Source organism: Mucilaginibacter rubeus (assembly GCF_014643835.1).
Taxonomy (GTDB): Bacteria; Bacteroidota; Bacteroidia; order Sphingobacteriales; family Sphingobacteriaceae; genus Mucilaginibacter; species Mucilaginibacter rubeus.
Map to the genome: position 1 here is coordinate 39,450 of NZ_BMKD01000007.1, position 25,410 is coordinate 64,859.

The window sequence follows — 25,410 nt, forward strand, 5'->3', positions numbered from 1 at the left end:
AACATCAATGCCCAACATCTTACACGAGCGTGTTTTACAATTTTTACTCAAATACAGGGAATCAAATCCACAATTTAAATTTTGGCTTCGCCAACGCGACAGAGGCAACAGATTAGCCGATGGTCTATGGTTCCAGGGAACCGAGGGCTACACCTTTGTAGGCTTATACAACCGCGGTGGCGGCACTAACATGACCAGGAGCTTCGGCATAAGTTTTTGGGTGCACGAAAATGGCAACCTGGACGGCAATATTGAAATTGTTTGGAACGAGGAAAAAGATGCCGGTATCATTAGTTTCTACCAGCAGGCAATGGAATTACTGGGCGGTTTTGTACAGAAAACGGCAACCAAATACATTAAATACCTGGGATCAGACAACTTTGAAAACAAGGTAATAGATTTTTTAGATCATGACAAGCCTCAAATAGATCAGCTGATTGAAAATTTAGGCTTATCCGATACCATGTTTCTGAGCGATGCTAAATTTAACGAGCAGCTTAACCGGATCCGAAGTAAAAAAGAAAATAACAAGCCCCAGGATTCCGAGAACGAAAAAATTAGCCGGCTCAAAAAACTTTTTAACGATTTCAAAACAACCGGACAGTATCAATACAGGGAACTCCAGGCTCAATTTATTCCTTTCGGTAAAGAGCTGATAGAAGCGTTGTTAACAAAGCCTCAAATTACCAATGTCGACCTTACCGGCCTGATTCAGATATTAAAAGCAGGTTCGGGCTACCACATAGCCGAGCGATACCTGCCGCTTATGATTGATGACACAGCTGCGCACCAGGGCCTGCTCACTAAATTTGAAAACCTGGCTTATAAGGGCTATACAGGTGCAGGTAAAAACGGCATCACTAAACCCAACAACATACAGTTGGCCAATATCCACGCGTTTTTAAAGGATGCATTTACCATTAATACTATCGAAGATGCCATCGAATTTTGCGATACCTATGATAACCTGAACATCCCCGAGGTCAAAAAAGGTGTTTATTCTCCGTGGCTATTTTACATTAATCCCTCGTTATTCCCGATAATTAATAACAAGCACCTTCAGTTTTTAGATTGGATGGGCGTATCCCACCAATATAGCTACGCTATCGAATTGTTTAATGAAGTAAAAGATCTTTTAAATACCGATCTCGGCCTTTTAGATGCCTTTGTATACTTTACTGATTTTGAAGATCTGATTAAAAAAGAAACACCAACAACCATGCCGCTCAATACCATTCTTTACGGGCCTCCGGGCACGGGCAAAACTTTTAATACCATTAGCAGGGCTATCGCCATTGCCAACCCCGAATATGATTTGACCAATAAGCCACGTAAGGATGTAAAAGAAGAGTATCAACGCTTGTGTGCCGAAAAGCAGATTGAGTTTGTTACGTTTCATCAAAGCATGGGATATGAAGATTTTATAGAGGGCATTAAGCCGTTAAAACCTAACGCCGATGATACCTTTGTGAAATACGATATTGAGGATGGAATTTTTAAATTGATCTGCAAAAACGCCAGCTACAAGCCCGATGTTCAAACCAATCGTTTTCATATAACTCAGGATCAATTTGACAAAGCTTCATTTTTCAAAATATCGCTCGGTAACACGCTAAACCCCGAAGATGGCGAGATTTACGATTATTGCATAAAAAACAATTGCATTGCAATGGGCTGGGGCGGCAATGTTGATTACAGCAATTTAAACGAGGCCCAAACCAAGGCGCAGGCTATTGAAAACGGCGAATCGCAGTTTGCCATAACTGCCCTTAATTACTTTATCCACTATCTAAAAAAAGAGAATTATGTACTGGTATCAAACGGCAATTACAGTTGCCGGGCTATTGCCAAAGTAACCGGCGATTATTTTTATAATGAAACAGATGAGATAGATTACTGGCAATTCAGACCTGTGGAGTGGGTGGTAAAAGATGTAAATATTCCCGTTTCGGAAATCTATAACAGGATTTTTTCGCAGGCCAGTATTTATAAACTGGATAAGCAAAGTATTAAAGTTGATTTTTTTGTAAAAGATGCCGCTGAAATAGCTAAGGACGACACAAGTAAGCCTAAAAACTATGTGCTCATCATCGACGAGATAAACCGGGGCAATGTATCGCAAATTTTTGGCGAACTGATCACTTTGATTGAAGATGATAAGCGCCAGGGCATGCCCGAAGAGCTAAGCGTTAAGTTGCCCTACAGCAAACAGCCTTTTTCGGTACCACCTAACCTGCATATCATCGGCACCATGAATACGGCCGATAGAAGCGTTGAAGCCTTGGATACCGCGCTGCGCAGACGTTTCAGTTTTATTGAAATGTTGCCCCAGGAAGATCACGAAGGTATTGGCTATTTACAAGAGATCGATTTAAAGCTGATATTAAAAAGCATCAATATCCGCTTAGAAAAACTACTATCGCGCGATCACATGATGGGCCATTCTTTTTTCCTGAATATCAGCAAGGTAACCGAGCTTTACAACGCCTTTTATAATAAAATCATCCCGCAACTACAGGAATACTTTTTTGGCGATTATGGCAAAATAGGCTTGATTTTGGGCAAAGGCTTTATTACCGAAATTGCCGATAAAATTCAATTTGCAGATTTTGAGTATGAGGATAAAGACCTGCTATTAGAAAAAAGAGTTTACCGCATCAACAACTTTAAAACAGATGAAAATGAACTAAACGAAGATGAATTTTTAACCGCTGTTAAAGCAATTGTTAATTAACGGATGAAAACGCTCAAGGTTTTTGAACATCAAACAATAACTGTTGGTCAGTCGTTAATTTTTTATAGCGGAAGGGAATTAAAAAGAGAACCGCTTAAAAAAGAATATATCGATGCGTTATGGAAACTGTACGATGTAAAAAAGCGACCCTTTTTTAAGCCCACCCGCAATGGGGTTTGCTTTAACGCTTACGTTGGCGTTGTAAAGGTATTAAACCTCACCATCGAAATTTTGCCCAAGGCGGATAATCGCCGTATAAACTTTGATGACCTTAAAGGGCTTAAGGCTGATGAAAATAAATGGCAAAGCATCTTGCTTGATATGTTGCGGGTGTGTAGTTTGATCAACACCCCATCGGTATCGGATGCTCATCTAAAAACACGAAACAATAGCATACTGGATCTTTATATAGAGCGCTTCATTACCGAGGTAAATACTTTGATGAGGCAGGGCTTGATTAAAAAATACCGTAAAATTGAAAACAGCAGCACTGCATTAAAAGGAAAACTACTCATCGGGAAGCATATCCAAAAAAACATTGTGCACCAGGAGCGGTTTTTCATTGCGCAAACACAATATGATAAAAACCATTTATTGCATCAAATTCTGGCAAAAGCTATCGCCATATTGCCCAATATCTGCAGCAACAAATTCTTACTCTCTGAATGCCATAGCTTAAAATTAAACTTCCCCGAAGTTGATGATATCAAAATAAGCGAAAGCTTGTTTGATAAGCTTAATTTTGATCGTAAATCAAGCGCCTATCAAATTGCAATTCAAATAGCCAAAATGTTATTGCTTAATTATCGACCTGATCTAAGTACCGGCAGCAACCATTCAATAGCGATACTTTTTAATATGAATCAGCTATGGGAGGAATATGTTTACAGGATCTTGCAAAAAAGTAAGCCCCAAAGCGTAAAAATGATCTACAATCAAAAGGCTACGCGCTTTTGGGAAACCGATGGATCCAGGCGATATTTAAAACCGGATATTATAATTGAGTCGGCAACATCCGAAAAGATAGTGATAGATACCAAATGGAAAAATATCAATAACGACCCATCAAAAATTGGCATAGACGATTTGAGACAGATGTACGCCTATCATCATTTTTTTGAAGCGAAACAATGCTTTTTGCTTTATCCAGGCAGTGCCATGCCTGTTAAAAATGGCGCTTTTTACAACAAATACTTCTTTGGAACAGAAGAACCGGCGTCTAAACATTGTGGTTTGATTATTTCCAAAGCCTGGAATGAGAGCTCAGTGAATGGCAAAACATTTTTAAATACTTTATTAGGTAAGGAAATATATGAATCCCTTGGATTAATAAGCATCCAAAAATCTGATGAAACATAATTTGAATCATTAGTAGTCAATTATTATCATTGATGAATTGTTAAATTGACTTTGAAAAAGCTTTTGGTAACCAAATAATTATTCAGGTTATTTCCCCTGTTTTAATGTTGAAGCAAGCTTGAGTTTATACACAATATTGAGATAGCTTACTTGCTTTTAATTATTCAGATAAATATGGCAGTCATTTATTCTTTTATCTCGCCCTGAATTGTTTAGCATTATCACCTAACTTAGTGTACGCCTAACGCCATTGTATAAATTGAGTACACAAAAAGATATACTTTCGTTTTGGAAAGACATTGAAGTATTTTCACTGCCTGACTTGCCTTCTAATGCTAAAGAATTAGATCTGAACAAGCCATTACCATGGCAGTTGCCGTTTACACCACAAGCAAATAGCACATGGCGCCACATCGTATTTTTGGGAAAACATGGTAAGAGTAAAATAATCGACGTAATAGATAATGCTTTAGGCGATACATCAGAAAAGCCAGACTGGTTAGAGAAGCCAACTGGCAATACCTGCATGGCGGTATTAATCCTCAATGAAGCTGGGCGATTGTCTGGAGATAATCCATATTTACAAGCATCATATTTATATGGCATTAAATGCCTTCAGGATAGTAGAAAGATATCTGAAGTTATCAGATATTTAAATGAAGTTCAAGAGAAATTTAGGGAACGACATCCTTATCAGGAAACAGATACGCTCGAAAACTTATCAACGCCTTTAATTACGGCAGCTCATTTAAAAAAAGAGATAGCTGTATTGAATGATTTGAATATTAAAGAAATATCTTGTGGCCATCAGGTTTATGTACAGTCCATTCAAGTTTCCAAACAATCCAAAGCCGATACAGGATTTCTAAATAGCTTTTACCTGGACGATCTCAATCGCTTAAGCGATAATTCAACTAAGTTTGGGGAGGGGTTAAGTAATTATTTACGTGCGGAGATAAATCAGAAAATGCGTGTTGATTTTCTAAAGGATGCCGATGCGTTTTTTGAAGTTTTAGATCCCTTAAAGTTACCTGCCGGAAGATGGCCATCAAATCCCACCTACGGCCTTTATTCGGCGCAGGTTGGTGCTGTTAACTCCAGCTTGCTGCTACTTAAAGACAATGGTATTATTGGGATTAACGGTCCTCCTGGTACAGGGAAAACAACTCTTCTTTCAGATATAATAGCAGAAGTAGTGGTACTGCGTGCAAAAAAGTTGATGCAGGAAAATGTCTCTGCATTATTTTCAAAAGGTAATAGGATAGAAAAAGAAAACAGATCTGCATATCACTTCCCTGTTAATAGTAATGTATTTGATGATGCAGGAATTGTTGTAGCCAGCAATAATAATGCTGCTGTAGAAAATATATCTAAAGAGTTGCCGGATGAACGAAAAATAGATAGAGATACATTTCCTGACGCCGGATATTTCGATGATTACGCACAAAGTTTAATTGAAGGTAAAAGTTGGGGATTGTTAGCTGCAGCCTTGGGAAATTCTGAAAACAGGACCATATTTAAAAATAATTTCTGGTATAAAAATGGCGATAATCCAGGCTTTGCGGCTTTTTTGCAATCATTATATAATAACCCTGAAAATGAAGATCGGACGCCCAATTATTTGGACGGGTACCGGAAGACAAAAACTGAACTTGAAACACTATTAAAAGAATTTGAGGGATTTAAAAAAGCCGCAAGTGATTTTCATCAATTGCTGCCAGGTTTCCTAAATGATCAGAAAAATAAAATAGGCATTGAAAATCATATTAATCAACTCCTCAATCTTATTAAATCGCTTAATAACCATAAACAACCGTTAATAGCTCAATTGACAGGGCTTGAAACACAGATTTCTGAAATTCAATATAGTATTCAATTACATCAATCGGTAAAACCAGGCTTTTTCTTTTTTCATAAGCTATTTAATACTACTGTATTTAAAAAATGGAACGAGCCATACCATCTTTTTGTAACTAAACATAATGACCTCGCCAGGAAACGAATAGAAGTTCAGAAGGAGGCAGAAAATTTTAATATTGAGATTACCGTTAAAGAAAAAGAAAGAACACAGTCGCAGGATCAGCTAAACAAAATTAATCAGCGAATAAACATTTATAATAAAGAGAGAGAGAACCTTCATGATAAATATGGAATAGCCTATAGAAACATTCCTGATGAAAATCTATTAATATCCTTCCAGCATGACAAAGATGTTTTCCATAAAAGTAATCCGTGGTCATCTGTAAGTATTAATAAACTGCGGAGCGAAATCTTCATTAAGAGCCTTCAACTTCACGAATATGCGATTTTGAGAAATGCTAAACAGTTTAAAAATAATATAGGCTTACTGATGGAAGTAATGGACGGTAAAGTTGATGTTGCCCAAGACATCGCATTAAGCTTATGGCAATCATTTTTCTTTTGCATTCCGGTTGTTTCAACTTCACTAGCTTCTGTTAGCCGCTTATTTGGTAGCTTGGGAAAGGAAAATATTGGATGGTTACTACTCGACGAAGCAGGACAAGCAACTCCGCAATCCGCTGCAGGGATCATCTACAGGTCAAAAAGAAGTATTATTATCGGTGATCCCCTACAAATTGAACCGGTAGTTACTGCACCGGCTAAATTAATAAATGTATTGAATGGACAATACAGAACCGATTCAATATGGTCACCATTAAGAAGTTCTGCACAAATTTTGGCCGACAGAATAACCGCAAGCGGGACATGGATGAAACAAACTGATAATGACGAAAATATATGGACGGGGTTTCCTTTACGTACGCACAGACGCTGTAATAATCCGATGTTTGACATATCCAATGAGATTGCCTACAATTTTCAAATGGTAAAAGCTATGAATGATATTCCATTTGACTGCGCTCTTGGGTCCTCTGTCTGGTTTGATGTCAATGGATCTAATATTCAGAACAAACAAGTAGTTGAAGAAGAACTCAGTTTATTAAAAGAGAAAATACAATTGCTGGGAAAAACACCGCGAAAAGTATTTGTTATATCTCCCTTTAAATCAGTTGCTGATCGGTGTAAGCAAGACCTGTATGTCGTTAATTCAAAAATACAGTGTGGTACAATCCACACCTTTCAGGGTAAGGAAGCAGATATCGTTTTTCTGGTTCTCGGCAGTGACCCTAATAAGCCAGGATCCCGACAATGGGCTTCACAAAAACCTAACATGCTTAATGTTGCATTAACGCGAGCTAAAAAACGTTTTTATGTAATAGGCAGCAAAAAATTGTGGAGGAGCTATCCCTTTTTTTCTACGCTTGCACAAAAACTATAAGTTCCAAAAGTTGACCAGGAAGAGTTATCCCTCTATTAAAATGTACATCAGCTATTCGTGGATACGCTTGCTGGACTTGAGCTACATTATTCATCAAAAAGTTTCGTGCATAAATCAGGGCTTGATAGTCTTTTAACAGGTTCGGCACTGTGCAGGTCGACCTCGCTTATGACTTAGTAGGTAGTTAGGGACTAACCAACTGTGATAGATTAGATGGATTATTGATTGTTAATTAAAGCATTTATAATAAGTTAACTATTGTAAATGAAGATTTTTAGAATGATGCCAGCCTGCGCAAGTGGTTCAAAAAATTTTGTAGCCCTTGTGCCATCATGAACCTGATTCGGCGATGGTTTAGATTAGGCCCGTTTCTCAATCTCTTTTTTAACCTCTGCAATTAATTGTTGCTCGGTAGGCAGGTATAATTTATATTCACTTGCAAAAATGGTTTTATTATCTTCCGGTAGGGATATTTTAACAACAGCATTGTTCTTTTCAGCACATAACAAGATACCAATAGTTGGCTTTTCAAATTCTTTCCTCTCGTACCGGTCATAATAATTTACGTACATCTGGAGCTGACCAATGTCCTGATGGGTGAATTTCGTGGTCTTTATTTCGATGATCACAAAGCACTGCAGAAGCCTGTTATAAAAAACAAGATCTATAAAAAATTCATCGCCCTCAATATGTAAACGTTTCTGTCTGGCCACAAATGCGAAGCCGTTACCCATTTCCAACAGAAAATCATGTAAGTGCGTAATGATGGCCTGTTCCAGTCTTTTTCATAATAAGATGCCTCGCGATGTAATCCTAAAAACTCCAGGTACATCGGATCTTTTATGATTTTTATGGCATCAGATAGTTTCTTCTCATTTCGGGCTACTGCCAACACGCTATCTTTGTCATTACTCATAAACTGCTATGAACCTGGTATTCTAACTGACGTGGCGTCCAATTACTCTTTATGGCTTCCGCTATGTAAAAACCTCTTTTATCTGAATTATCGATGCGCAATATTATCTTGTAATGTGTCCGGCCCAATTGCGAACGCAGTGCGTTCGCAATTGGAAACGTGCTATAAAACTGCCTAAATAATTCTATCTGCCGTTTCGAAAACCCACTGCCATATTCCGGTTTTGAAGAAGAGCAGCAAGAAAAAGATCTGGCTTAATAATGGAGTTAACGCACTGAATTTACCTGTTTAGGCGAAAACCCGAAATGCCGTGAAAAACTTGCTGAAAAGCTTGCCGGACTGCTGAAACCAACCTGGTAAGCTACTTCGGCAATGGTGGCTGTGCGGCGCGCCAGGAGATCGTGTGCATGCTGTAGCCGTATTTCGCGTACCAGTTCGCCCGGGGCCCGGCCAGTTATTGCCTTTAATTTTCGATGCAGCTGAATTCTGCTCATACCAATATCCCCAGCCAGCTGATCGGTTCCATAGCTGTTGTCATCCAGGTTATTTTCAACCGCGGCTTTTATCTTATTTAAAAAAGCCTGTTCTATAGTCGGCATATTGGGCAACTCAATCAGCCATCTCTTGTGCATTGCAACATGTTGTTTCAAAATATTGCGCATCCCGATCAGGTTCTTGATCAGGGCCAGCAGTTCGCGCTTTTCAAAGGGTTTGGCAAGATAAGCATCAGCTCCTGTTTGAATACCTTTTACGCGGCTATCTACGTCGGCCCTTGCTGTCAGCATGATGACAGGGATATGGCTTGTCCGTTCGTCTTTTTTCAATATCCCGCACAACTCATAACCATCTGTATCGGGCATCATCACATCGGTAATAATGAGTGCAGGGATTTGTTCTATACCCATTGTGATTCCCGCCTTGCCGTCCGAAGCGGTAATTACCCGGTACTGCTCCGCAATCTGACGTTCAATAAAGTCACGAAGTTCCCGGTGATCTTCTACCAGCAAAACCAAGTCCATATCAGCCTCGGTTTTATCAGGTTTTGCTTCTTCGCTTTCAGCGGCTGCTTTCATAACCTTAAACTCCACTACACCCTCATGAGCGCCCGCCGCTTCGTCCAAAGGCAACTGGATCACCACTTCGGTAAATGCCCCTTCCCAGCTATTTGCCGCAATACTGCCGCCCATTAGCTCAATCAGTTCTTTACAAAGCGCCAAACCGATACCGCTTCCTTCTGCAGCCTGACTGCCCGGCGAATTGACCTGGTAAAAACGACTGAAAATATAGGGAAGCTTTGATCTGGGTATCCCTTTACCTGTATCGCGAACGCGAACTACATATTGATTCCCGGGCACCCCATCATCGTGATAGAGAAAAATCTCCACCCTGCCGACCTCCGTGAATTTTACCGCATTCCCGATAACGTTCAGCATGACCTTATCCAATTTATCCCGGTCTGCCATTACCCAAAGTTCGCGATAGTTTGACCGGAAATGCAGTGTGATGCCTTTTTGCAATGCAAGCGGCTCAAAACTTTGGACATGGCCTAATAACAATGCGTTTAAATCGAGCGGTTCGTACAACAATTCCATTAATCCCTGCTCCAGTTTACTCAGATCAAGCAACTGGTTGATAAGCCTCAGCAAGCGCTCGGCATTATTCAGGATCATCCGGTAATCCCTCAGCAATGATGGATCGGCGGTCTTGCCGGCAAGTTCCTTAACCGGATTGAGGATGAGCGTTAACGGCGTCCGGAATTCGTGCGCAATATTGCCGAAAAACCTTGATTTAACAGCGTCCAGTTCACGCAACTTATCCGCCTTTTCTTTTAGTTCTGCTGTGCGTTGCTGTACAACAGCTTCTAATTTCCGGGCTTCGGCCGCAAGCTGTTCGGTTCTTTCAGCTTCTTTTGCCAGTGCAAAAGCCGACAATGCTTCAACCTCGGCCAACTGTGCGGCCAATTGCTGGTTTGTGCCGGCATAATCGAGCGCGAGATAAAGGGACAGGCAAACCGGTAAAACAAGTTCGCCCGCGCTCATCACAAATACCCGCATTGAATTATAACCGTAAGGCCATACGCTGAACGTATCATCCCAGCAAAAAATATAAACCAGGAAAACTGCCATTACACCCGTTGTAACCAACCACGCCTTACGCCTGCCTTTACGTATAAGGTGATATACACAGATAAAGCCATCCACATTACAAACCAGGAAAACTGATGAAAAAAAATCAGGAAAATCAGTTTCCTTTAATATATAAAATTTATAAAAGTAAAAAAGTAAATAGGCCGAGCATACGCACGCCAGGGTAACCTGGCGCCAGCGATGTACCTGGCCATAATCTAACTTATACAACAAAATGAGCCCCCACCACAAAAGCAACACCTTCAGGTTATAGATCATGTAATGAGCAATATATTGCAGCTGCGGATGGGCGGTTAAATAAAAAAGGTATACACACCCGCTGGTGATGCCCGTTAGCATAACAAACAATGCGTAATAAAAATTAAGCTTCTGCTTCGGATAAAACAGAAAAAGCAAAAAGTGCAGCAGGCCAAGAATGAAGGCTGCGGCGGCACACATTGGCACAAAATTATATAGCGTCCTGGCACGCATTATACGCTTGCTATACAAATCGTAGTTGGTAAGTAACACCTCAAAGCCTACAAAATTACGGTACACACCAAAAGGGTTGGCGTAATGAATAGTTACCAGATGCGGCGCATTGCCCTTTAACCAAAAGGGTATCATCTCCAATGGTGCCCGGTTGGCTTCCGTTGCTTCAACCGGGTGGCCGATTTTGCCATAGCCGCCTATTGGCTCACCATCAATAAATATTTCTGACGCGCCATCATGATTAATGCGCAGGCCAAATTTTTGGCCTGCCACATCCTTACCTGCTTTTACCCAAATATTAAACCAGCCAATACCTTTCCACCCGGCGGGTAGCTTGTCTGTGCCAAACGCCGTATACTGTACAGTTTCCCAGCCGCCGGAACGGACATCAGGCGGTGTATTTGCGTTATTTATTTCAGGATGAAAGAACCAGTGTTTATCACGCAGTGATATTTCATTGTAGGCGCCGAAATCTTTGTGATGCAGAATTACCGTGTCTTGTGCATTGGCCGTACCGTACAAAGCCAAAAGCAAAAGCAACAAGACGAAGGTACATTTAGCTGGATGCATGTTGAGATTAAGTTTGCGTAAAACTGCCGGGATTTTATAATCAAAAATATATTATATTTATTATAATATACAGATACTACGGGGCTTTATTCATAACAGAGCGGCCTTAATATTAGTTAATACCTTTTTCCAGCCTGGCATTTTGACCCGCAAATATCTTCCATTCACCGTCCCGTTTTACCACGACGATCATCCGGCGAAACTCAAACGTTTGACCCGGATATCGTTCGTCGCCGGCAAGGCCCGTTCGTACGTGTACAAGCGCAAGGTCCTGATTAAGATAGGTAATATCTTCAACAGCCCGGGTATAGTACCGGGTGTTTTTAAAATAAGTATTATGAACCTGCTTATAATGCTTAAAAATATCATCCCGACCTTTATAGTAGGCACCAAACCAGTTTACCCAGGTAGCATCAGAGGTGTAACTGGCCGCCAGTTTTTCCGGGTTATGGCTATTCCATGCATCTTCATAATTTTTGATCATCTGCCGTATCACAGCGTTGTTCGATGCAGTGTCAGGCTGCTGGGCCTGTACACTGGTACTGCATAGCCATATCAGAAGTATCAGGCTTGTTATCTTTTTCATAGGTATTATATACAGGAGGACAAACATCCATAGCGGATACTACAAATAAAGGTGATACTTCATGATGTTACTTATGTTTATGTTACAAATCCTTTATCTTTTGTTACATACAGCTAAACCTGCCCTATTCATGAAACGATTTCGAACTGATTTGTAACACCCGCGAAACTAACTTTCCCAACAGTCTCTTTTTTTTGTAATAACAATTTTGCCTCCGGGGCATTACGGCGCTTCCTGTTGAAAGCGCTGATTACAAATAACAAAACTTACCTATGAAAAAATTATTAAAACTAACGGAGGTAAAATTATTTACACCATGAAAACTTCAAAACCATTGTTTGCAATAATATTTGTTGCAACGGCAGCTATATCTTGCTCAAAAGATGCCAAAACCCCACCCGCCCAGGAGGTGACACCATTGGTAAAGCAAATGGTGATCACTTATCCTTACATAAGGAGCGTATATAATAACACTTACGATGACCAGAAACGATTAGCCACCGTAGGAAATGCCAATAACATCATCACTTATAATGCCGGCGGTTTTGAGATATCACAGCCTTATAACGCCGATAAATTAATTACGGATGTTACTTTAGATAACAGCGGACGTATTGGAACGGTTCTTAGTTATCCGAGTACTAACGAAAGATATAACTCAATCTTCAGCTATGACGCGAAAGGCCGCCTGGCCAAAATAGTCCAAACAGGTACATATTACGGAAGGGTGGTCCGTCATTTGACATTTATTTACACATGGGATGATAACGACAATTTGTTAAGCAGCAGGATCATCAGCGATAATGACGATAGTACGGTAACCTATTCAGGATTCTCGGCCGAAAACGTAAACACATTAAAAGGCAGCAATTTTGGATTCGATTATTTTGGCACCGCAGACTATCCGAGCGACTTTGTACCTAACGATAACGGCGGGAGCGGCGTAACTTTCCCATCGATATACGCAGGTAAAATTTTGCCAACACAGGTAAAAGGTCCGGGCTACACCCGCAATCTCACTTATCACAAAAATGCCCAGGGATATATCGACAGAATAGAAACGAACAACCCGGCTTCTGCTGTCGATCATACAATAACTGATATCGCCTATCAATAAAAAACAGCCCGACACCATGAAAACATTATCAATCATTACGCTGATATATTGCTGCACGGCGCTTACCGCATGCAATTTTAGCAAGGGCGCCAAAAAAGACCTCAGTACAGGATTGTCCTACAATTACAATGGCTTTAGCGTGCGGAATGTTTTACTGATTGATGCATCAGGCACGCCATTGAGCAGCAACAAGGTATCATTAAACACGCGTGTATCCGTTGCAGCCCTGGGCATCATCAATTACGGATTAAAGGACGGAAAAGTTTATCCGGGTATGATGCTGGCCGTTACCGATCAGAAAGGTAACCCGGTGATCAAGTCTGCCGACCTTTTTGCAGGCGGCAAAGGTTATCCGCCGGCAGGAGCAACCGAATTACGGGGTGATATCACAATTGCACAGCCCATGGCATCCGGGCAGGTTTATCATGTCAACGTGCGCATATGGGATAAAGTAAAAGCAGGCAACGAGATCAATGCCGAAGCCGACCTTGTCGTACAGTGATTGATCGCTATGTACATTATTGATAATCTTTAAATTTCTTATTATGGTTATTTTCATGCGCAGAAAGCCTGCGCTTATTTATGGCACCATCCTCGGCACGATATGCCTGCTGGGCGGTGTTATGCAAAGTAAAGCTGAGACAGCATTGGTTGGGTTCCTGATGCTTATTTACACCGTTGGCAGTCTGATTATGGACAAAAGAAAAAAAGAAGCTGCAAAAGAACAGGGTTCAAAAGCTCAATAAGGTAGTGCGTTTAATTTGTAAAGCCGCTTAGTAATCCATGGCGGAGTGAGAGAGCTAAATGAACCTGCCTCCTTATGTTACCCATGACAACTTAAAAAAATGGGTGTCATACTGAGCCCATCGAAGTATGGCGGGCGGGCCTCTGCGCACGAGTCTTCGACAGGCTCAGACTGACAGGCCCTCTTTGTCATCTAACCTTCAGAGGCCCCTGATTTAAACACTCAGCAAGAGATGGGCCACGCCTAAGTTATATTGAAGAAAAAGCTATTATAGTTGTTACCTGTTGTAGATCCTGCCGCCTTTGATCACTAATTTTACTTTTGTGATGTTATCGATAGATGCCAAAGGATCAGCATCCAATACGATCAGATCGGCATCCATTCCTGCTTTAACGAGTCCTTTTCGCCCTTGTAGCCCGATGGCTGCGGCGCTGTTTTGGGTGGCGGCTATGATGGCATCTATAGGGCTGAAACCAGCATCCGTCACGAACAGGCGCATTTCTTCCGGAACAAATTTTTCCTGGTCGTCATCGGTGCCGGCGCAAATGGCTACCCCTGCACGATAAGCCCGAGCAACGATCCGTTTACCGATCTCATAGTCCCATATAGCAGCCGAATCCTGGCTTGCCCAAACCTTGTAGGTAAGTAAAGTGGCGTCCAGAATGGTGTGATGCGCTCGCATCAGATCAAAAAGCCCGTGCAGATCAGGCGTCACCCGATCCCAATACGCGGCGTTATGCCCGGCTTTTTTCCAGGCTTCCGGTATTTGTGCCTTTTCACGGACCAGCAGCGGCACGTGCGAAATGGAGATCAGTCCTGCCCGGACAAGGTCGGACGGCCCTGCGCCCTGCAGCCAGGCATGCCCCCAAACGGGCATCTGCTGTTTCTGTGCTTCCGTCATTATCCGGTTAACCTGCCCGGTGGTCAGGTTAGCATAGAGCTTGATGCCGCTCGCGCCGCTGCCCTTGGCTTCGGCTATTGCCAGTGTCAGGTTTGTGGAGTCGCTGATAGCCTGCATATAGGGCATTTTCCCGTTAATACCGCCTCTTGTTGACGTCGCTGTTCGCGGGTCACTGAAGAACACGGTACCGGCCATAAGGGCAGAATAACAGATTTCAGGTGACGTGATCTCTCCGAGCCGTGCATCGCGGGCCAAACCGGCAAGTACACGTCCGTCACCGGCCATATCCCTCACACAGGTCACACCGCTACACAGCATACGCTTCAGCACATCAAGTGTGTGCGCGCGGTTGTCTACACCGCTCGGATCGGTTGCCATATGCACATGACTATCGACCAGGCCCGGCAAGAGTGATTTCCCTCCGAGGTTGATTACTATAGCAGAATCCGGAATGGTGTGCTCCCCGGCCGTAAAAGTAAGGCTGATCTTACCATCACAAATAAACACTGTTTGACGGGGAAGCGGCACCCGGTGTTCTGCATCAATGATGGTCGCATTGGTCAGTACAAGCAATCCGGGTTTGTACTGGGCCCAAACGGCGACTGGCGCCAACAACAGGAATGAAATTATATACTTGATCATAGGCTTTGCTGCTTTTTGACAGCTTGCCCAATTTAAGCAATTTCGCAGAAAGCATCGTTCGGTGATGCCTTGACAATTCCTTGCGGATGCATGTAGAAATGGCCGACGGTTGGGATGACGAAAAACAAAAAATCGTTGCGGACTTCTGGCAAGTTTTTACGGCATGAATATTGAAATTAATAGCGTTATGAAATACACACACGCTATTTTAGGAGGAACCGGCCATATCGGTGCCGCGCTTTCGACCGCTTTGCTGCAAAAACAACAAAAGGTCATGATCATTGGCCATGATCCAGCTAAAGCTGCCGAATGGATTGTTAAGGGGGCAGCTTATGAGGTTGCAGACATCTGGGACACAGCCCGTTTAAAAGAACTGTTCGGACAGGCGGAGCGCCTGTTTGTGCTGAACCCGAATGCGGCTCCCGATAAAGATATCGATGCGGTGGAAAGGGAACAGATCGGCAGTATCCTAAACGCGCTTGAAGGGTCGGAACTGAAAAAGATCGTCGCCGCTTCTACCTATGGCGCCCAGCCCGGAGATCATATTTTTGACCTCGGTGCGCTGTATGAATTAGAGCAGGGCTTAGCCAAATTGGACATCCCGCTGGCAGTGATCCGCAGCGCTTATTACATGAGCAATTTTGACCAGGCAATACCAGCCGTCCGGGAAAAGGGAGAATTGACCACTTTGTTTCCGGCGGACTTTAAGCTGCCCATGGTCGCGCCGGCAGATATCGGTGCATTTGCAGCCAAATTAATGCTGGATGACCGGACCGGGCTGTTCTTCCTGGAAGGGCCTGAAACCTATTCTAATCAGGATGTGGCTGAAACATTCGGTAAGCTATTGCACAAAACGGTAAACGTGGTGACTATCCCGGAAGCTGGTTGGAAAGACTTTCTGATAAAGGGCGGCTTTTCCGAAAAAGCGGCGGCATCTTTCGCTAATATGACGAGACTTACCATTAGCCAGCAATCGGAAATACCAACCGCCCAACACGGGCCTACCACCTTGTTTCACTACCTGGAAAAGCAATTGCAGGTTAATGGTGCTTAAAATATTGTATCTCTTTTTCGTGTTTCATTGCGGCTTCTTTTGAATCGAAAGTGCCGAGATTTTTACGCTTGTGGGTTTCAGGATCAACCTTTTTGGAGTAGATCCTGTATTGCCCTGATTTTAATTTCCTGATCATTATTTATTAACATACCGCGAGCGGCAATGTTTACGCAAACAAACAATAGAACGTATTAGCCGTGATACCCCGGCAATATTGACAAATGGCCACGAGGTAAAAGTCGTGACATGGCAACAGAATACCGCAGCCTTTTTATTCTAATCGACTTAATATATTCAGTGCTGATTAAAGAATTCGGCCATTTGCGCCAAACCAGTTTTTGAAAACATTCTCTCCGAATTTTCCAGCGTGTCTTTTGTGGCTTCCGCTCCTCTTGCAACCATTTCTTTTTCAAAATGGGCAATCGCTGTTTTGATATCAGTAAATTGATTTCCGGTTAAACATTCGGCCAGTTCAAACGAATCCTGCAATGCTACATTAGCACCTTCGCCTGCATATGGTGGCATCCGGTGTGCGGCATCCCCAATCATTGTAAGGCTCTCATCCGTTTCCCAGCTTTGATTTAATGGGAAATAATATTGCGGACGGGGAATGAAACAAACCACCTCATTTGTAAAAAACTCATGCCATTCATCGCTCCAGCTGGCAAAATCTTTCTTAAACCATTCAAAAACTTCCTCTCTGTTATTGAAATTAATGCCGCTTTGTTCCAGCCAGTTTTCGGGTGTTTTAAAATTCACCACAAACATAATTGAGCCATCGGCTTTTGTGCCATAACCTACAAATCGCCCGTCATCAAACGCCATTACTTTTCCTCCTTTTGCAAAGGAAAAAAGTTTTGGAGTGTATTTTTCAGCGTTGTAAATGTTGCCTTCAATCAGCGTGATACCTGAATAAACCGGTTCAACGTCACTTAAATAAGGCCGCACTTTTGAATTGGCTCCGTCAGCCGCAATTACCAGATCGGCATAGGCGTTCGATCCGTTTTTAAAAAACAAACGCCAGCCTTTTCTTTCTCTTTCCATTGAAATGAAATGGCTGTCCCATACCACGGTATCGGGCTGCAATGAGTTCAATAAAATATCCCGCAAAGGCGCGCGGTCTATTTCGGGGCGGGTTTCCGCGGTAATAGTCGCAAAATTGTGGTCATCAAATGTAATATTGAGCATTCTATCCACAAGCAGCATCTTACTTGCTACAGGACGGTGGTATTTATAAAATTCATCCAGCAAACCGCTCCGTTTCAGCGCTTCCAGTCCTGTGCCTTCATGCAGGTCGAGCGTGGCACCCTGCACCCGTACATTTCTGTCCATATCCCGTTCATATACTTTTACATTTGCACCTTTAAGTTGTAAAAGCCTTGCTAAGGCCAGCCCCGCCGGTCCACCACCTACTATGGCAACCTGTTTATTATCTAATAACATAATTTTTCATCGTTTAATTACGATGCAAAATTATTTCTGCCTGATGGCCGATAATAGTATAAATCGGTCGTTTTTGTTTTTAGATAATTCTTTAGGTACAACGCCCGAAAACTTTTTCACTTCTTTGATAAAGTGGTTCTGGTCAAAAAAGTTCTCTTCCGGAAACAGCCGGCCGTCTGCAATATGCTCCAACGAGGCGCGGAAACGAAGAATATTGCAATAGGCTTTAAGTGAGATCCCGAATTGCTGATTAAAGTAACGATTTATCTGCCTGCTGCTCCAAAACACTTTTTCGGAAAGCTCTTTAACCGTGATCCTCCCTTTCGTTAGATAAATCAGTTCAAACAATTTTCGTTTACGTTCATCTATGCCTTCCGGAATAAGTGATCTGATCTTTTGCGTTGCTTTTTCAACAAAGCAGTCAAAATCCAGCAAATCGTTTTCTGTAAACCCCCAATAGCCTTCCGGTAAAAATCTGCCACCGTTTACTATATCGGCAATGGCCTCTCCAAAAATATACTCGACGGCAAGCAATTTGAAGCTAATGCAGAATATTACGCTATTGGCCGAAACTTTGGCCTGTTCAAACTGGGTTAGTCCTCCAAGCTGTGCAATACTAAAAGGCTGTGTAGCGGATTTAAAAAGCAATATATCAATAAGTCCGTCGGGTAACCCTGTTGTATCTTTATCGGCGTCCGATAGGTTACGTAAAAACCAAAAACTATCAACAAAATCCGAAAGTGGTTTACCGGGCTTAACAATTCTGTATTCCAGGTTATTGCTCATAGCTTTTGTGAATTGCGGTGTTGTATTGTAAATCCGCTGTTTACCTTTGATTTACCTGCGGTTTAATTATTAAGCAGCAGGTAAACTTAAATAAAATGTGGTTCCTGTGCCCATAGTTGTTTCAAACCAAATTTTGCCGTTGGCATTTTCAATAGAGTTTTTGATGAATGCAAGGCCTAAACCCGTTCCGGAGCTTTTGGTGGTAAAGTTTGGCTCAAAGATCTTTTCACGCATCTCTTCCGGAATCCCGTTACCGTTATCTTTGATGGTAAGCAGGATATTTTTGCTGGTTACCAGGTAATTGATATCTATGATGCACTTCCTATCCTGAGGGGTGGCTTCAATAGCATTTTTCAACAGGTTATTAAAACAGCGCAATAGCTGGTCGCGGTCGGCATTGATAATGAACGAATTCTCTGGTTGCAGATAGGTGATCTGCACATTATCCATCTGTTTAAAAATGGTAACTGCCTGGTTCAACATATCAAAAATATTGATCTGCTCAATGCGGGTATCCGGCATCTTGGCAAATGCCGAAAACTCCGACGCTATCGACGACAGGCTTTCAATCTGCTCCACAAATGACTTGCTGAAACGTTCAAATTTTTGATCAAACCTGGGATCTTTGTCCTTCCATGATTTATCAAGCAGTTGTAAGCCCAGTTTTAGCGGCGTTAGCGGGTTTTTAATTTCATGCGCAACCTGCTTGGCCATTTCGCGCCAGGCGCTTTCGCGTTCGGATTGTGCCAGCCGCTGGGCGCTGTTTTCCAGGGCCGATATCATTTTGTTATACTCTTTAACCAATGCGCCGATCTCGTCATCGCGCGACCATTTGATGTGTTCGTTCTTTTTACCGTAGATGGTTTTGCTGAGGCTTTGTTGTATAAAGTTTAAGGGCGCGGTTATCTGCCTTGCTATAATAATGGCAAACAAGCCAATTGCTATAAAAACAATGGCGTAAACGTTTATCATCACATTAAGCAATGAGCTTATGCGCTCGCGGTAATCGGCTTCATTACTAAAATAAGGAAGTTGGATATAGGCAACCGTTTTGTTTGATGCAGTAAGGGTTACCGGGGCATAGGCCGCTTTATAGCTCAGTTCGCCAATTTTCTCGTCGTTTACGAACTCGGTTTTTTGCAATTTGCTCAAAAAGATGAATGCACGGGCGTTCATCCGTTTTGCCACGAGGCCGTTTTCATAAATTTTAGGCTGAGTGGTAAGTAAGGGAACACCGTTGGTATCAAACAAAGTAAGATCGGTTGCGTAAGTATTGGCCAATTCATTAAAATGAACCTGGCTCTCCTCATTGAGATGCTCAACATACTGGGTAAAAAGACCGTTTTCAAATGCCGATGCTATACGGGTTATTTTATCCCTGATCATTTTTTCCTGCTGGGTATAGTACTGGTTACTGATGGATAAAAAAGTAATAAAACCAACAAGCACCAGGGTAACCACTACGGCCAGTATCATCGAGATCTGGATGCGGGTTTTATACAATACCTTATCAAAATTTATCCTGAAGTTTATCTTCAGCCCGTCTTCGGCTATGTTAAAGATCTTGATGCGGGCCCATGACCATTTTAAAGTGATGATAACCGCGCTGAATATCAGTATAACCACCAAAAAGAAGGTGAGCGAAGTAACCGCATAGTAAAGTGAGTTTTCCTCCCTGCTAACAACAATCAGGTTTCTTTCACTGGGCCTGTATATCAGGTGATTGTATGTTGTAAAGCTTTCGTACCAGGCAGTGCTGTGGTTTTGCGTGGTTTTTTCGGTGTATTTTTTCAGGTCGCCTTTAAACTCCCTGTTATCAAGCGAGTAAACATAGGTGCCGCGCTGGCTCAGCAATTTATTATCGCTATAAAAGGCGTATGAATAATCTTTAAAGTCATTTTCAGGGCTTATGTTGCCGTCAATCAATAACTCGGGGAAAGCGCCCGATAATTGCAGCGGTTTTGATTTAAGCTCAATTACAATAGTGCCCAATTGCTTATTACTGGTATTTACAGGCAGTATGGCAAAGTAATTCTGGTACCCGAATGATTCATTTTCGCGGTAAAAATAGTCGGATACCTTAAATGAGCTATATAGTACGAGGTCTTTAAACACACTCAGCGAGTAGTTTTTATCTGCCGATGTAGGTTCATCATTGGCATCAAATTCATGAACTTTAAACTCGTACTTTGACAGGTAGCCATCAAAATAAAGTTTTTGGAAACGGGTTTTAAGATAATCGCCGTTGTGCAGGCCATTGATAAAATAGCGTACTATGGCCGTATCCGTTATAATTTGATTTTCTATCCTTTTAAAAATATAGTCGGCTGTGGCATCATCCGGGATCTCCAGTTTTTGTACCAGGGCTTTCCGGGTTTCGTGCTCTTTCAGATCTTCAAAATGATTAAGCTTAATGGCCGCTATCAGGGCACAAATAAACACGATACCTAAAAAAGATGTGGCAAAAAGCTGCCCTTTATAGTAAATAAAACTATAGCCCCTTATCAGTACCAACAGTGCCCACAATATGTAAAACAGCGTAAATTCATGAAAATAGGCAAATACGACGGTAGCCATGATAATTCCGGACAAAAACAGGAATAACTGGTGCGTTCGGGGTACGTTAAGCTTCAGACATATGGTTAAAATGATTTCATTGAGCAGGTAAAATATCAAAAAGCTAAAACACAGCATTAATACCCCCAATATGCTGAACCCCGTTAAGCTGAGTACATTGTTTACATCAAAATTGATTTTTGAGTTGATAACCAGGCCATGAAACAAACGCAATAACGATGTTGACACCCCTATAAGCGTTAAAATAGCAACAACCACAATAACATAGCCGGCAGTTTTGCTCTGCACATTGGTTAAAAACCTGCGGCGCTGCCTATACACAAAGGCTACAAACCAAAAAATGACCAGGATATTGATACAAAAATCGCCCAGCGAAGGATAAACCAGGCTTGAGCCATAAAATGCCGGATTGAAAATGCTAAGCTTATACGTAAAATCGGGCAGGTTATAATGCAGGTTAACAAACCTGAACAACGCAATATATAAAGCAAGGAATATGATAGATAATACCACATACCCTTTTGATGCCACGTAATTGCAAATATTATGCATCAGTACACAAAGCGTAATGGCGGTGAGTATCCAAAATGAAAGTTCATAATAAACAAAATCATTATTGGCGTCATTATTTTTAAGCTTTACCGAAAACAGGTAATCATTATCGCTACTATGAACTTCATAAACGTTGACATCTGTAAAATCGGCTATATCAATGTTATCATCATCGAGCAGATCCCTGGCAAATTTGTTTTGAAGGTATTTGTTCTGGAACGCGTAATTGATCTTAACCGGAATAAAGAAGATAACGGAAAAATTTCCCTCCGTTTTCCGGAACGTTTCATAATACCCATTGGGCTGCTTAATAAAGGAATAACCATCTTTAATGGTATTGGTACTATCGGGCAATACTTTTATGCCACTCCAAAAGCTTAATTTATTATTGGTTAAGGTTATAAACCAAATGTTGTTTTGGGTGGTAAAATTTTCAATAGCATTAATAGCGTCCTGCTCATTATTGCGCAGGTTCATCATCTTTTTAAAACGTTCGGTGCCGTTAAGCTGTTTATTTATAAACGCTTCTTTGTTATGGAGGTTATCTTCCAGTATCCGGGCAGACTGCACAAGGCTGTTTACGGGCGTATATGTTTTTTGAACAATAACGGCCGTAAGCAGCAAACTAAGCCCTAAAAGGGCAAGCAATAGGCGTATTTTTCCGGAAGTAGTCAAGATGTTGCTATACTATGGATTTTTTGTTTAATACAAGCCTATAACAAAAATAAAAGCCACATGTTGTATGTGGCTTTTAAAAATTATTGCGGTAACGCGGCGCTTGCAGTTTCGACGGTTTTATCAACCTTTTTAACAAGGCCCTGCAGTACGTTGCCCGGCCCTACTTCGGTAAATGAAGTAGCACCATCTTCAAGCATATGCATTACGGTTTGTGTCCACCTAACGGCACCGGTAAGCTGGGCTATCAGGTTATGTTTAATCAGTTCAGGATCGGTATAGGGCTTGGCATCTATGTTTTGATAGATGGGGCAAATGGGGGCTTTGATCTCGGTAGCCACAATCGCGGCTTCCAGTTCAACCCTCGCGGCTTCCATTAACGGCGAATGGAACGCTCCGCCTACCTTGAGCTTCAGGGCACGTTTTGCACCGGCTTCAGTCATCTTAATACAAGCCTCGTCAATACCGGCAATGGAGCCCGATATCACCAGCTGGCCAGGGCAGTTGTAATTTGCGGGCACAACAACCTCGCTTATGCGTTGGCAAATGTCTTCTACCGTAAAATCATCCAGGCCTAAAATAGCGGCCATGGTTGATGGTTGTATTTCACAAGCTTTTTGCATAGCGTTGGCACGTGCTGCTACCAAACGCAAGCCATCTTCAAATGATAAAGCGCCTGCGGCTACCAGGGCCGAAAATTCACCCAGGGAGTGGCCCGCAACCATTTCGGGCTTAAAATCATCGCCCAAAACTGTGGCCAAAATGGTTGAATGTAAGTAAATAGCAGGTTGGGTAACGCTGGTTTGCACCAGGTCATCAGCTGTGCCTTCAAACATTACATCAGTAATGCGGAAACCCAGGATTTCGTTGGCTTTTTCAAACAGCTCACGTGCTTTTTCTGATTGATTGTACAGGTCTTTGCCCATACCCGGAAACTGGGCGCCCTGGCCCGGGAAAATATATGCTTTCATCTTGCCCCCTAACCCCCTAAAGGGGGAATATTGTTTTAGTGGTTTATAAATATAATTATTAGCTCCTTACTCCCCCTTTAGGGGGCCGGGGGGCTCTTAACTCAATTTCGAACTTATCAAATTCAAAAACTCAGTCCTGGTTTTTTCTTTCAGGAACTCGCCGGTAAAGGCCGATGTGGTGGTTACCGAGTTTTGTTTTTGTACGCCGCGCATGCTCATGCACAGGTGGCGGCATTCAATTACCACACCAACGCCTACAGGGTTAAGTGTTTGCTGAATACAATCGCGGATCTCGTTGGTTAAACGTTCCTGCACCTGCAAACGGCGGGCAAATACATCAACCACGCGTGGGATCTTACTTAAACCAACCACATGTCCGTTAGGAATGTAGGCCACATGCGCCTTGCCAAAAAATGGAAGCATATGGTGCTCGCACATCGAATAAACTTCAATGTCTTTTACTACCACCATCTGGCTGTAATCTTCCCTGAATTTGGCCGAGTTCAGGATCTCTTCGGCATTAAGTTCATAACCATGGGTTAAATAAAGCATGGCTTTGGCAACGCGCTCGGGGGTTTTTAACAAGCCCTCACGTGCGGCATCTTCGCCTATTTGCTTTAATACGTTATGGTAGTTATCTTTCAAACTATCAATCCGGTCCTGGTTATAACGATCTATTTTAATGTATCCGCCGAAATCGTCATCGTCGGTATCCTGGCTAAATTGTGAGTCGCTCATTTTATAAAATTAACCGCCAAAATACTCGGCAGAATTATTTTCAGTTTCGTAAAGCTTAACCGAATGTAAAAACACCCCCTCGTAAGCTTCAATAGGTCCTTTTAACTGGTTAAATATCTCAATGCAAAGCAACTCGGTCGATGCCATTTTACCGGCCATAAAATCAACATCCTTATTGATGTTTTTATGGTCAAGCTTTTCGATAACGTACTCGTTGATAATTATCTTCAGCTCTTTTAAGTCGATAAGATAGCCTGTGGCGTGCGTGACTTCGCCCTTTACAGTTACAAACAGGTTGTAATTGTGACCATGCCAGTTGGGGTTGGCGCATTTGCCAAACACCTCAAAGTTTTTTTCAGCGCTCCATTCCTCACGGTACATCCGGTGAGCGGCATTAAAATGTTCCTTGCGCGTTATATGTATCATCATAACAAAAGTGGGTGCAAATATACAAAACAAAAACAGGGTAGTTGTTTTATATTAGCCGTCAAAATAATGCAATATGCTTATACTCATTGTTGCAGCTACCAAATTTGAGGTTGCCCCTCTCGTAAATCAATTGGGCAATAAGGTTGATGTACTGATAACCGGTACAGGCATGGTACCAACAGCCTTTGGCATGGCCCGGCAATTAAGCAACCATACCTATGATCTTGTACTCAATTTGGGCATAGCAGGCAGTTTCGACCGTAATTTCCATTTAGGCGATGTGCTGGAAATAACCGAAGATACCTTTGCTGAGCTTGGCGCACAGGATGACGAAGCTTTTATCCCCATTGATATGCTTGGCTTTGGCGAGAGTGTTTTTTTGCCCACAACATCGCTTGAGCAGGTTTATCCAAACTTTTTTCTGAAAAAGGCAAAGGCTATAACCGTTAATACGGTGCACGGCCACGAGCCATCCATCCAAAAAGTACAGCAAAGGTTAAACCCGCAATTGGAAAGCATGGAAGGCGCGGCTTTTTTTTACGCCTGCCGGCAGATGAACGTACCGGGTATGCAAATCAGGGCAGTGTCAAATTATGTTGAGAAACGTAATCGTGAGGCCTGGAACATTGGGCTGGCCATTAAAAATCTGAATACATTTGCCGTCGACCTGGTGAGCCAGATCATTAACAGTTAATC

At 42.2% G+C, this 25,410-nt stretch carries 21 protein-coding genes; 8 read left to right on the forward strand and 13 right to left on the reverse strand.

All coding sequences use genetic code 11. The annotated features are described in order from the left end of the window. Positions 1–7 precede the first annotated feature (7 nt). The 3 genes from IEX80_RS21030 to IEX80_RS21040 all read left to right on the forward strand — a co-directional run bounded on the left by IEX80_RS21030 (position 8) and on the right by IEX80_RS21040 (position 7,394). A complete protein-coding gene (locus tag IEX80_RS21030; RefSeq protein ID WP_188834057.1) occupies positions 8–2,734 on the forward strand; it encodes a DUF8426 domain-containing protein in 2,727 nt (908 codons plus the stop codon). Positions 2,735–2,737: 3 nt separating this feature from the next. Continuing rightward, entirely contained in the window at positions 2,738–4,093 is a 1,356-nt protein-coding gene (locus IEX80_RS21035; RefSeq protein ID WP_188834058.1) for an McrC family protein, read from the forward strand. 259 nt (positions 4,094–4,352) lie between these two features. Beyond that, positions 4,353–7,394: a DEAD/DEAH box helicase gene (locus IEX80_RS21040; protein WP_188834059.1), complete on the forward strand. Its 3,042-nt coding sequence runs from the start codon at positions 4,353–4,355 to the stop codon at positions 7,392–7,394. Positions 7,395–7,753: 359 nt separating this feature from the next. Here IEX80_RS21040 and IEX80_RS27850 read toward each other — a convergent pair whose 3' ends face one another. From IEX80_RS27850 to IEX80_RS21055, 5 genes are all read right to left on the reverse strand, one after another. Then, positions 7,754–8,128: a PDDEXK nuclease domain-containing protein gene (locus IEX80_RS27850; protein ID WP_229701708.1), complete on the reverse strand. Its 375-nt coding sequence runs from the start codon at positions 8,126–8,128 to the stop codon at positions 7,754–7,756. Then, the gene (locus tag IEX80_RS27855) at positions 8,059–8,310 is read right to left on the reverse strand and encodes a hypothetical protein (protein ID WP_229701709.1); all 252 of its coding nucleotides are present in this window, start codon (positions 8,308–8,310) and stop codon (positions 8,059–8,061) included. Before IEX80_RS27855 ends, IEX80_RS27850 begins: the two co-directional genes overlap by 70 nt. Next, complete coding sequence (locus tag IEX80_RS27860; protein WP_229701722.1) at positions 8,307–8,498, reverse strand: DUF1016 N-terminal domain-containing protein; 192 nt, start codon at positions 8,496–8,498, stop codon at positions 8,307–8,309. The genes IEX80_RS27855 and IEX80_RS27860 overlap by 4 nt, the downstream gene beginning before the upstream one ends. A 78-nt stretch (positions 8,499–8,576) precedes the next feature. Next, on the reverse strand, positions 8,577–11,498 hold the full coding sequence (locus IEX80_RS21050) for a hybrid sensor histidine kinase/response regulator transcription factor (protein WP_188834060.1): 2,922 nt from the start codon (positions 11,496–11,498) through the stop codon (positions 8,577–8,579). 112 nt (positions 11,499–11,610) lie between these two features. Then, a complete protein-coding gene (locus IEX80_RS21055) occupies positions 11,611–12,084 on the reverse strand; it encodes an SgcJ/EcaC family oxidoreductase (protein WP_188834061.1) in 474 nt (157 codons plus the stop codon). A 316-nt stretch (positions 12,085–12,400) separates the two neighbouring features. Between IEX80_RS21055 and IEX80_RS21060 the strand changes: the two genes are divergently transcribed. From IEX80_RS21060 to IEX80_RS21070, 3 genes are read left to right on the forward strand one after another with little or no spacing between them, the layout of a single operon-like run. Beyond that, on the forward strand, positions 12,401–13,201 hold the full coding sequence (locus tag IEX80_RS21060; RefSeq protein WP_139160076.1) for a hypothetical protein: 801 nt from the start codon (positions 12,401–12,403) through the stop codon (positions 13,199–13,201). A gap of 16 nt (positions 13,202–13,217) precedes the next feature. Further along, positions 13,218–13,703: a hypothetical protein gene (locus tag IEX80_RS21065; protein WP_090534539.1), complete on the forward strand. Its 486-nt coding sequence runs from the start codon at positions 13,218–13,220 to the stop codon at positions 13,701–13,703. Between the two features lie 55 nt (positions 13,704–13,758). Next, on the forward strand, positions 13,759–13,947 hold the full coding sequence (locus IEX80_RS21070; protein WP_188834062.1) for a hypothetical protein: 189 nt from the start codon (positions 13,759–13,761) through the stop codon (positions 13,945–13,947). Between the two features lie 276 nt (positions 13,948–14,223). Here the strand turns inward: IEX80_RS21070 and IEX80_RS21075 are convergent, their stop codons facing one another. Continuing rightward, complete coding sequence (locus IEX80_RS21075) at positions 14,224–15,489, reverse strand: amidohydrolase family protein (RefSeq protein ID WP_188834063.1); 1,266 nt, start codon at positions 15,487–15,489, stop codon at positions 14,224–14,226. A 187-nt stretch (positions 15,490–15,676) separates the two neighbouring features. On the opposite strand from IEX80_RS21075, the gene IEX80_RS21080 reads away from it, so the two are divergent. Beyond that, positions 15,677–16,543, forward strand: a complete 867-nt coding sequence (locus IEX80_RS21080) for an NmrA family NAD(P)-binding protein (RefSeq protein ID WP_188834064.1) — start codon at positions 15,677–15,679, stop codon at positions 16,541–16,543. Here the strand turns inward: IEX80_RS21080 and IEX80_RS21085 are convergent. The 7 genes from IEX80_RS21085 to IEX80_RS21115 form a co-directional block, all read right to left on the reverse strand. Further along, entirely contained in the window at positions 16,530–16,679 is a 150-nt protein-coding gene (locus tag IEX80_RS21085) for a hypothetical protein (RefSeq protein ID WP_090534531.1), read from the reverse strand. The genes IEX80_RS21080 and IEX80_RS21085 overlap by 14 nt on opposite strands. Before the next feature lie 158 nt (positions 16,680–16,837). Further along, positions 16,838–17,986 (reverse strand): FAD-dependent oxidoreductase, encoded by a 1,149-nt coding sequence (locus tag IEX80_RS21090; RefSeq protein WP_090534529.1) that lies wholly within the window; start codon positions 17,984–17,986, stop codon positions 16,838–16,840. 30 nt (positions 17,987–18,016) lie between these two features. Further along, positions 18,017–18,772 (reverse strand): helix-turn-helix domain-containing protein, encoded by a 756-nt coding sequence (locus IEX80_RS21095; RefSeq protein WP_090534527.1) that lies wholly within the window; start codon positions 18,770–18,772, stop codon positions 18,017–18,019. Between the two features lie 69 nt (positions 18,773–18,841). Continuing rightward, positions 18,842–22,576, reverse strand: coding sequence for an ATP-binding protein (locus tag IEX80_RS21100; protein ID WP_139160075.1), 3,735 nt, complete (start codon positions 22,574–22,576; stop codon positions 18,842–18,844). A gap of 83 nt (positions 22,577–22,659) precedes the next feature. After that, complete coding sequence (gene fabD / locus IEX80_RS21105) at positions 22,660–23,547, reverse strand: ACP S-malonyltransferase (RefSeq protein WP_090534523.1); 888 nt, start codon at positions 23,545–23,547, stop codon at positions 22,660–22,662. A gap of 96 nt (positions 23,548–23,643) precedes the next feature. Beyond that, positions 23,644–24,285: a GTP cyclohydrolase I FolE gene (gene folE, locus IEX80_RS21110; RefSeq protein WP_090534521.1), complete on the reverse strand. Its 642-nt coding sequence runs from the start codon at positions 24,283–24,285 to the stop codon at positions 23,644–23,646. Between the two features lie 9 nt (positions 24,286–24,294). Further along, positions 24,295–24,711: a 6-pyruvoyl trahydropterin synthase family protein gene (locus IEX80_RS21115; protein WP_090534603.1), complete on the reverse strand. Its 417-nt coding sequence runs from the start codon at positions 24,709–24,711 to the stop codon at positions 24,295–24,297. Between the two features lie 76 nt (positions 24,712–24,787). Here IEX80_RS21115 and mqnB point away from each other — a divergent pair, with 76 nt between their 5' ends. Beyond that, positions 24,788–25,408, forward strand: a complete 621-nt coding sequence (mqnB, locus tag IEX80_RS21120) for a futalosine hydrolase (protein ID WP_188834065.1) — start codon at positions 24,788–24,790, stop codon at positions 25,406–25,408. Positions 25,409–25,410 lie beyond the last annotated feature (2 nt).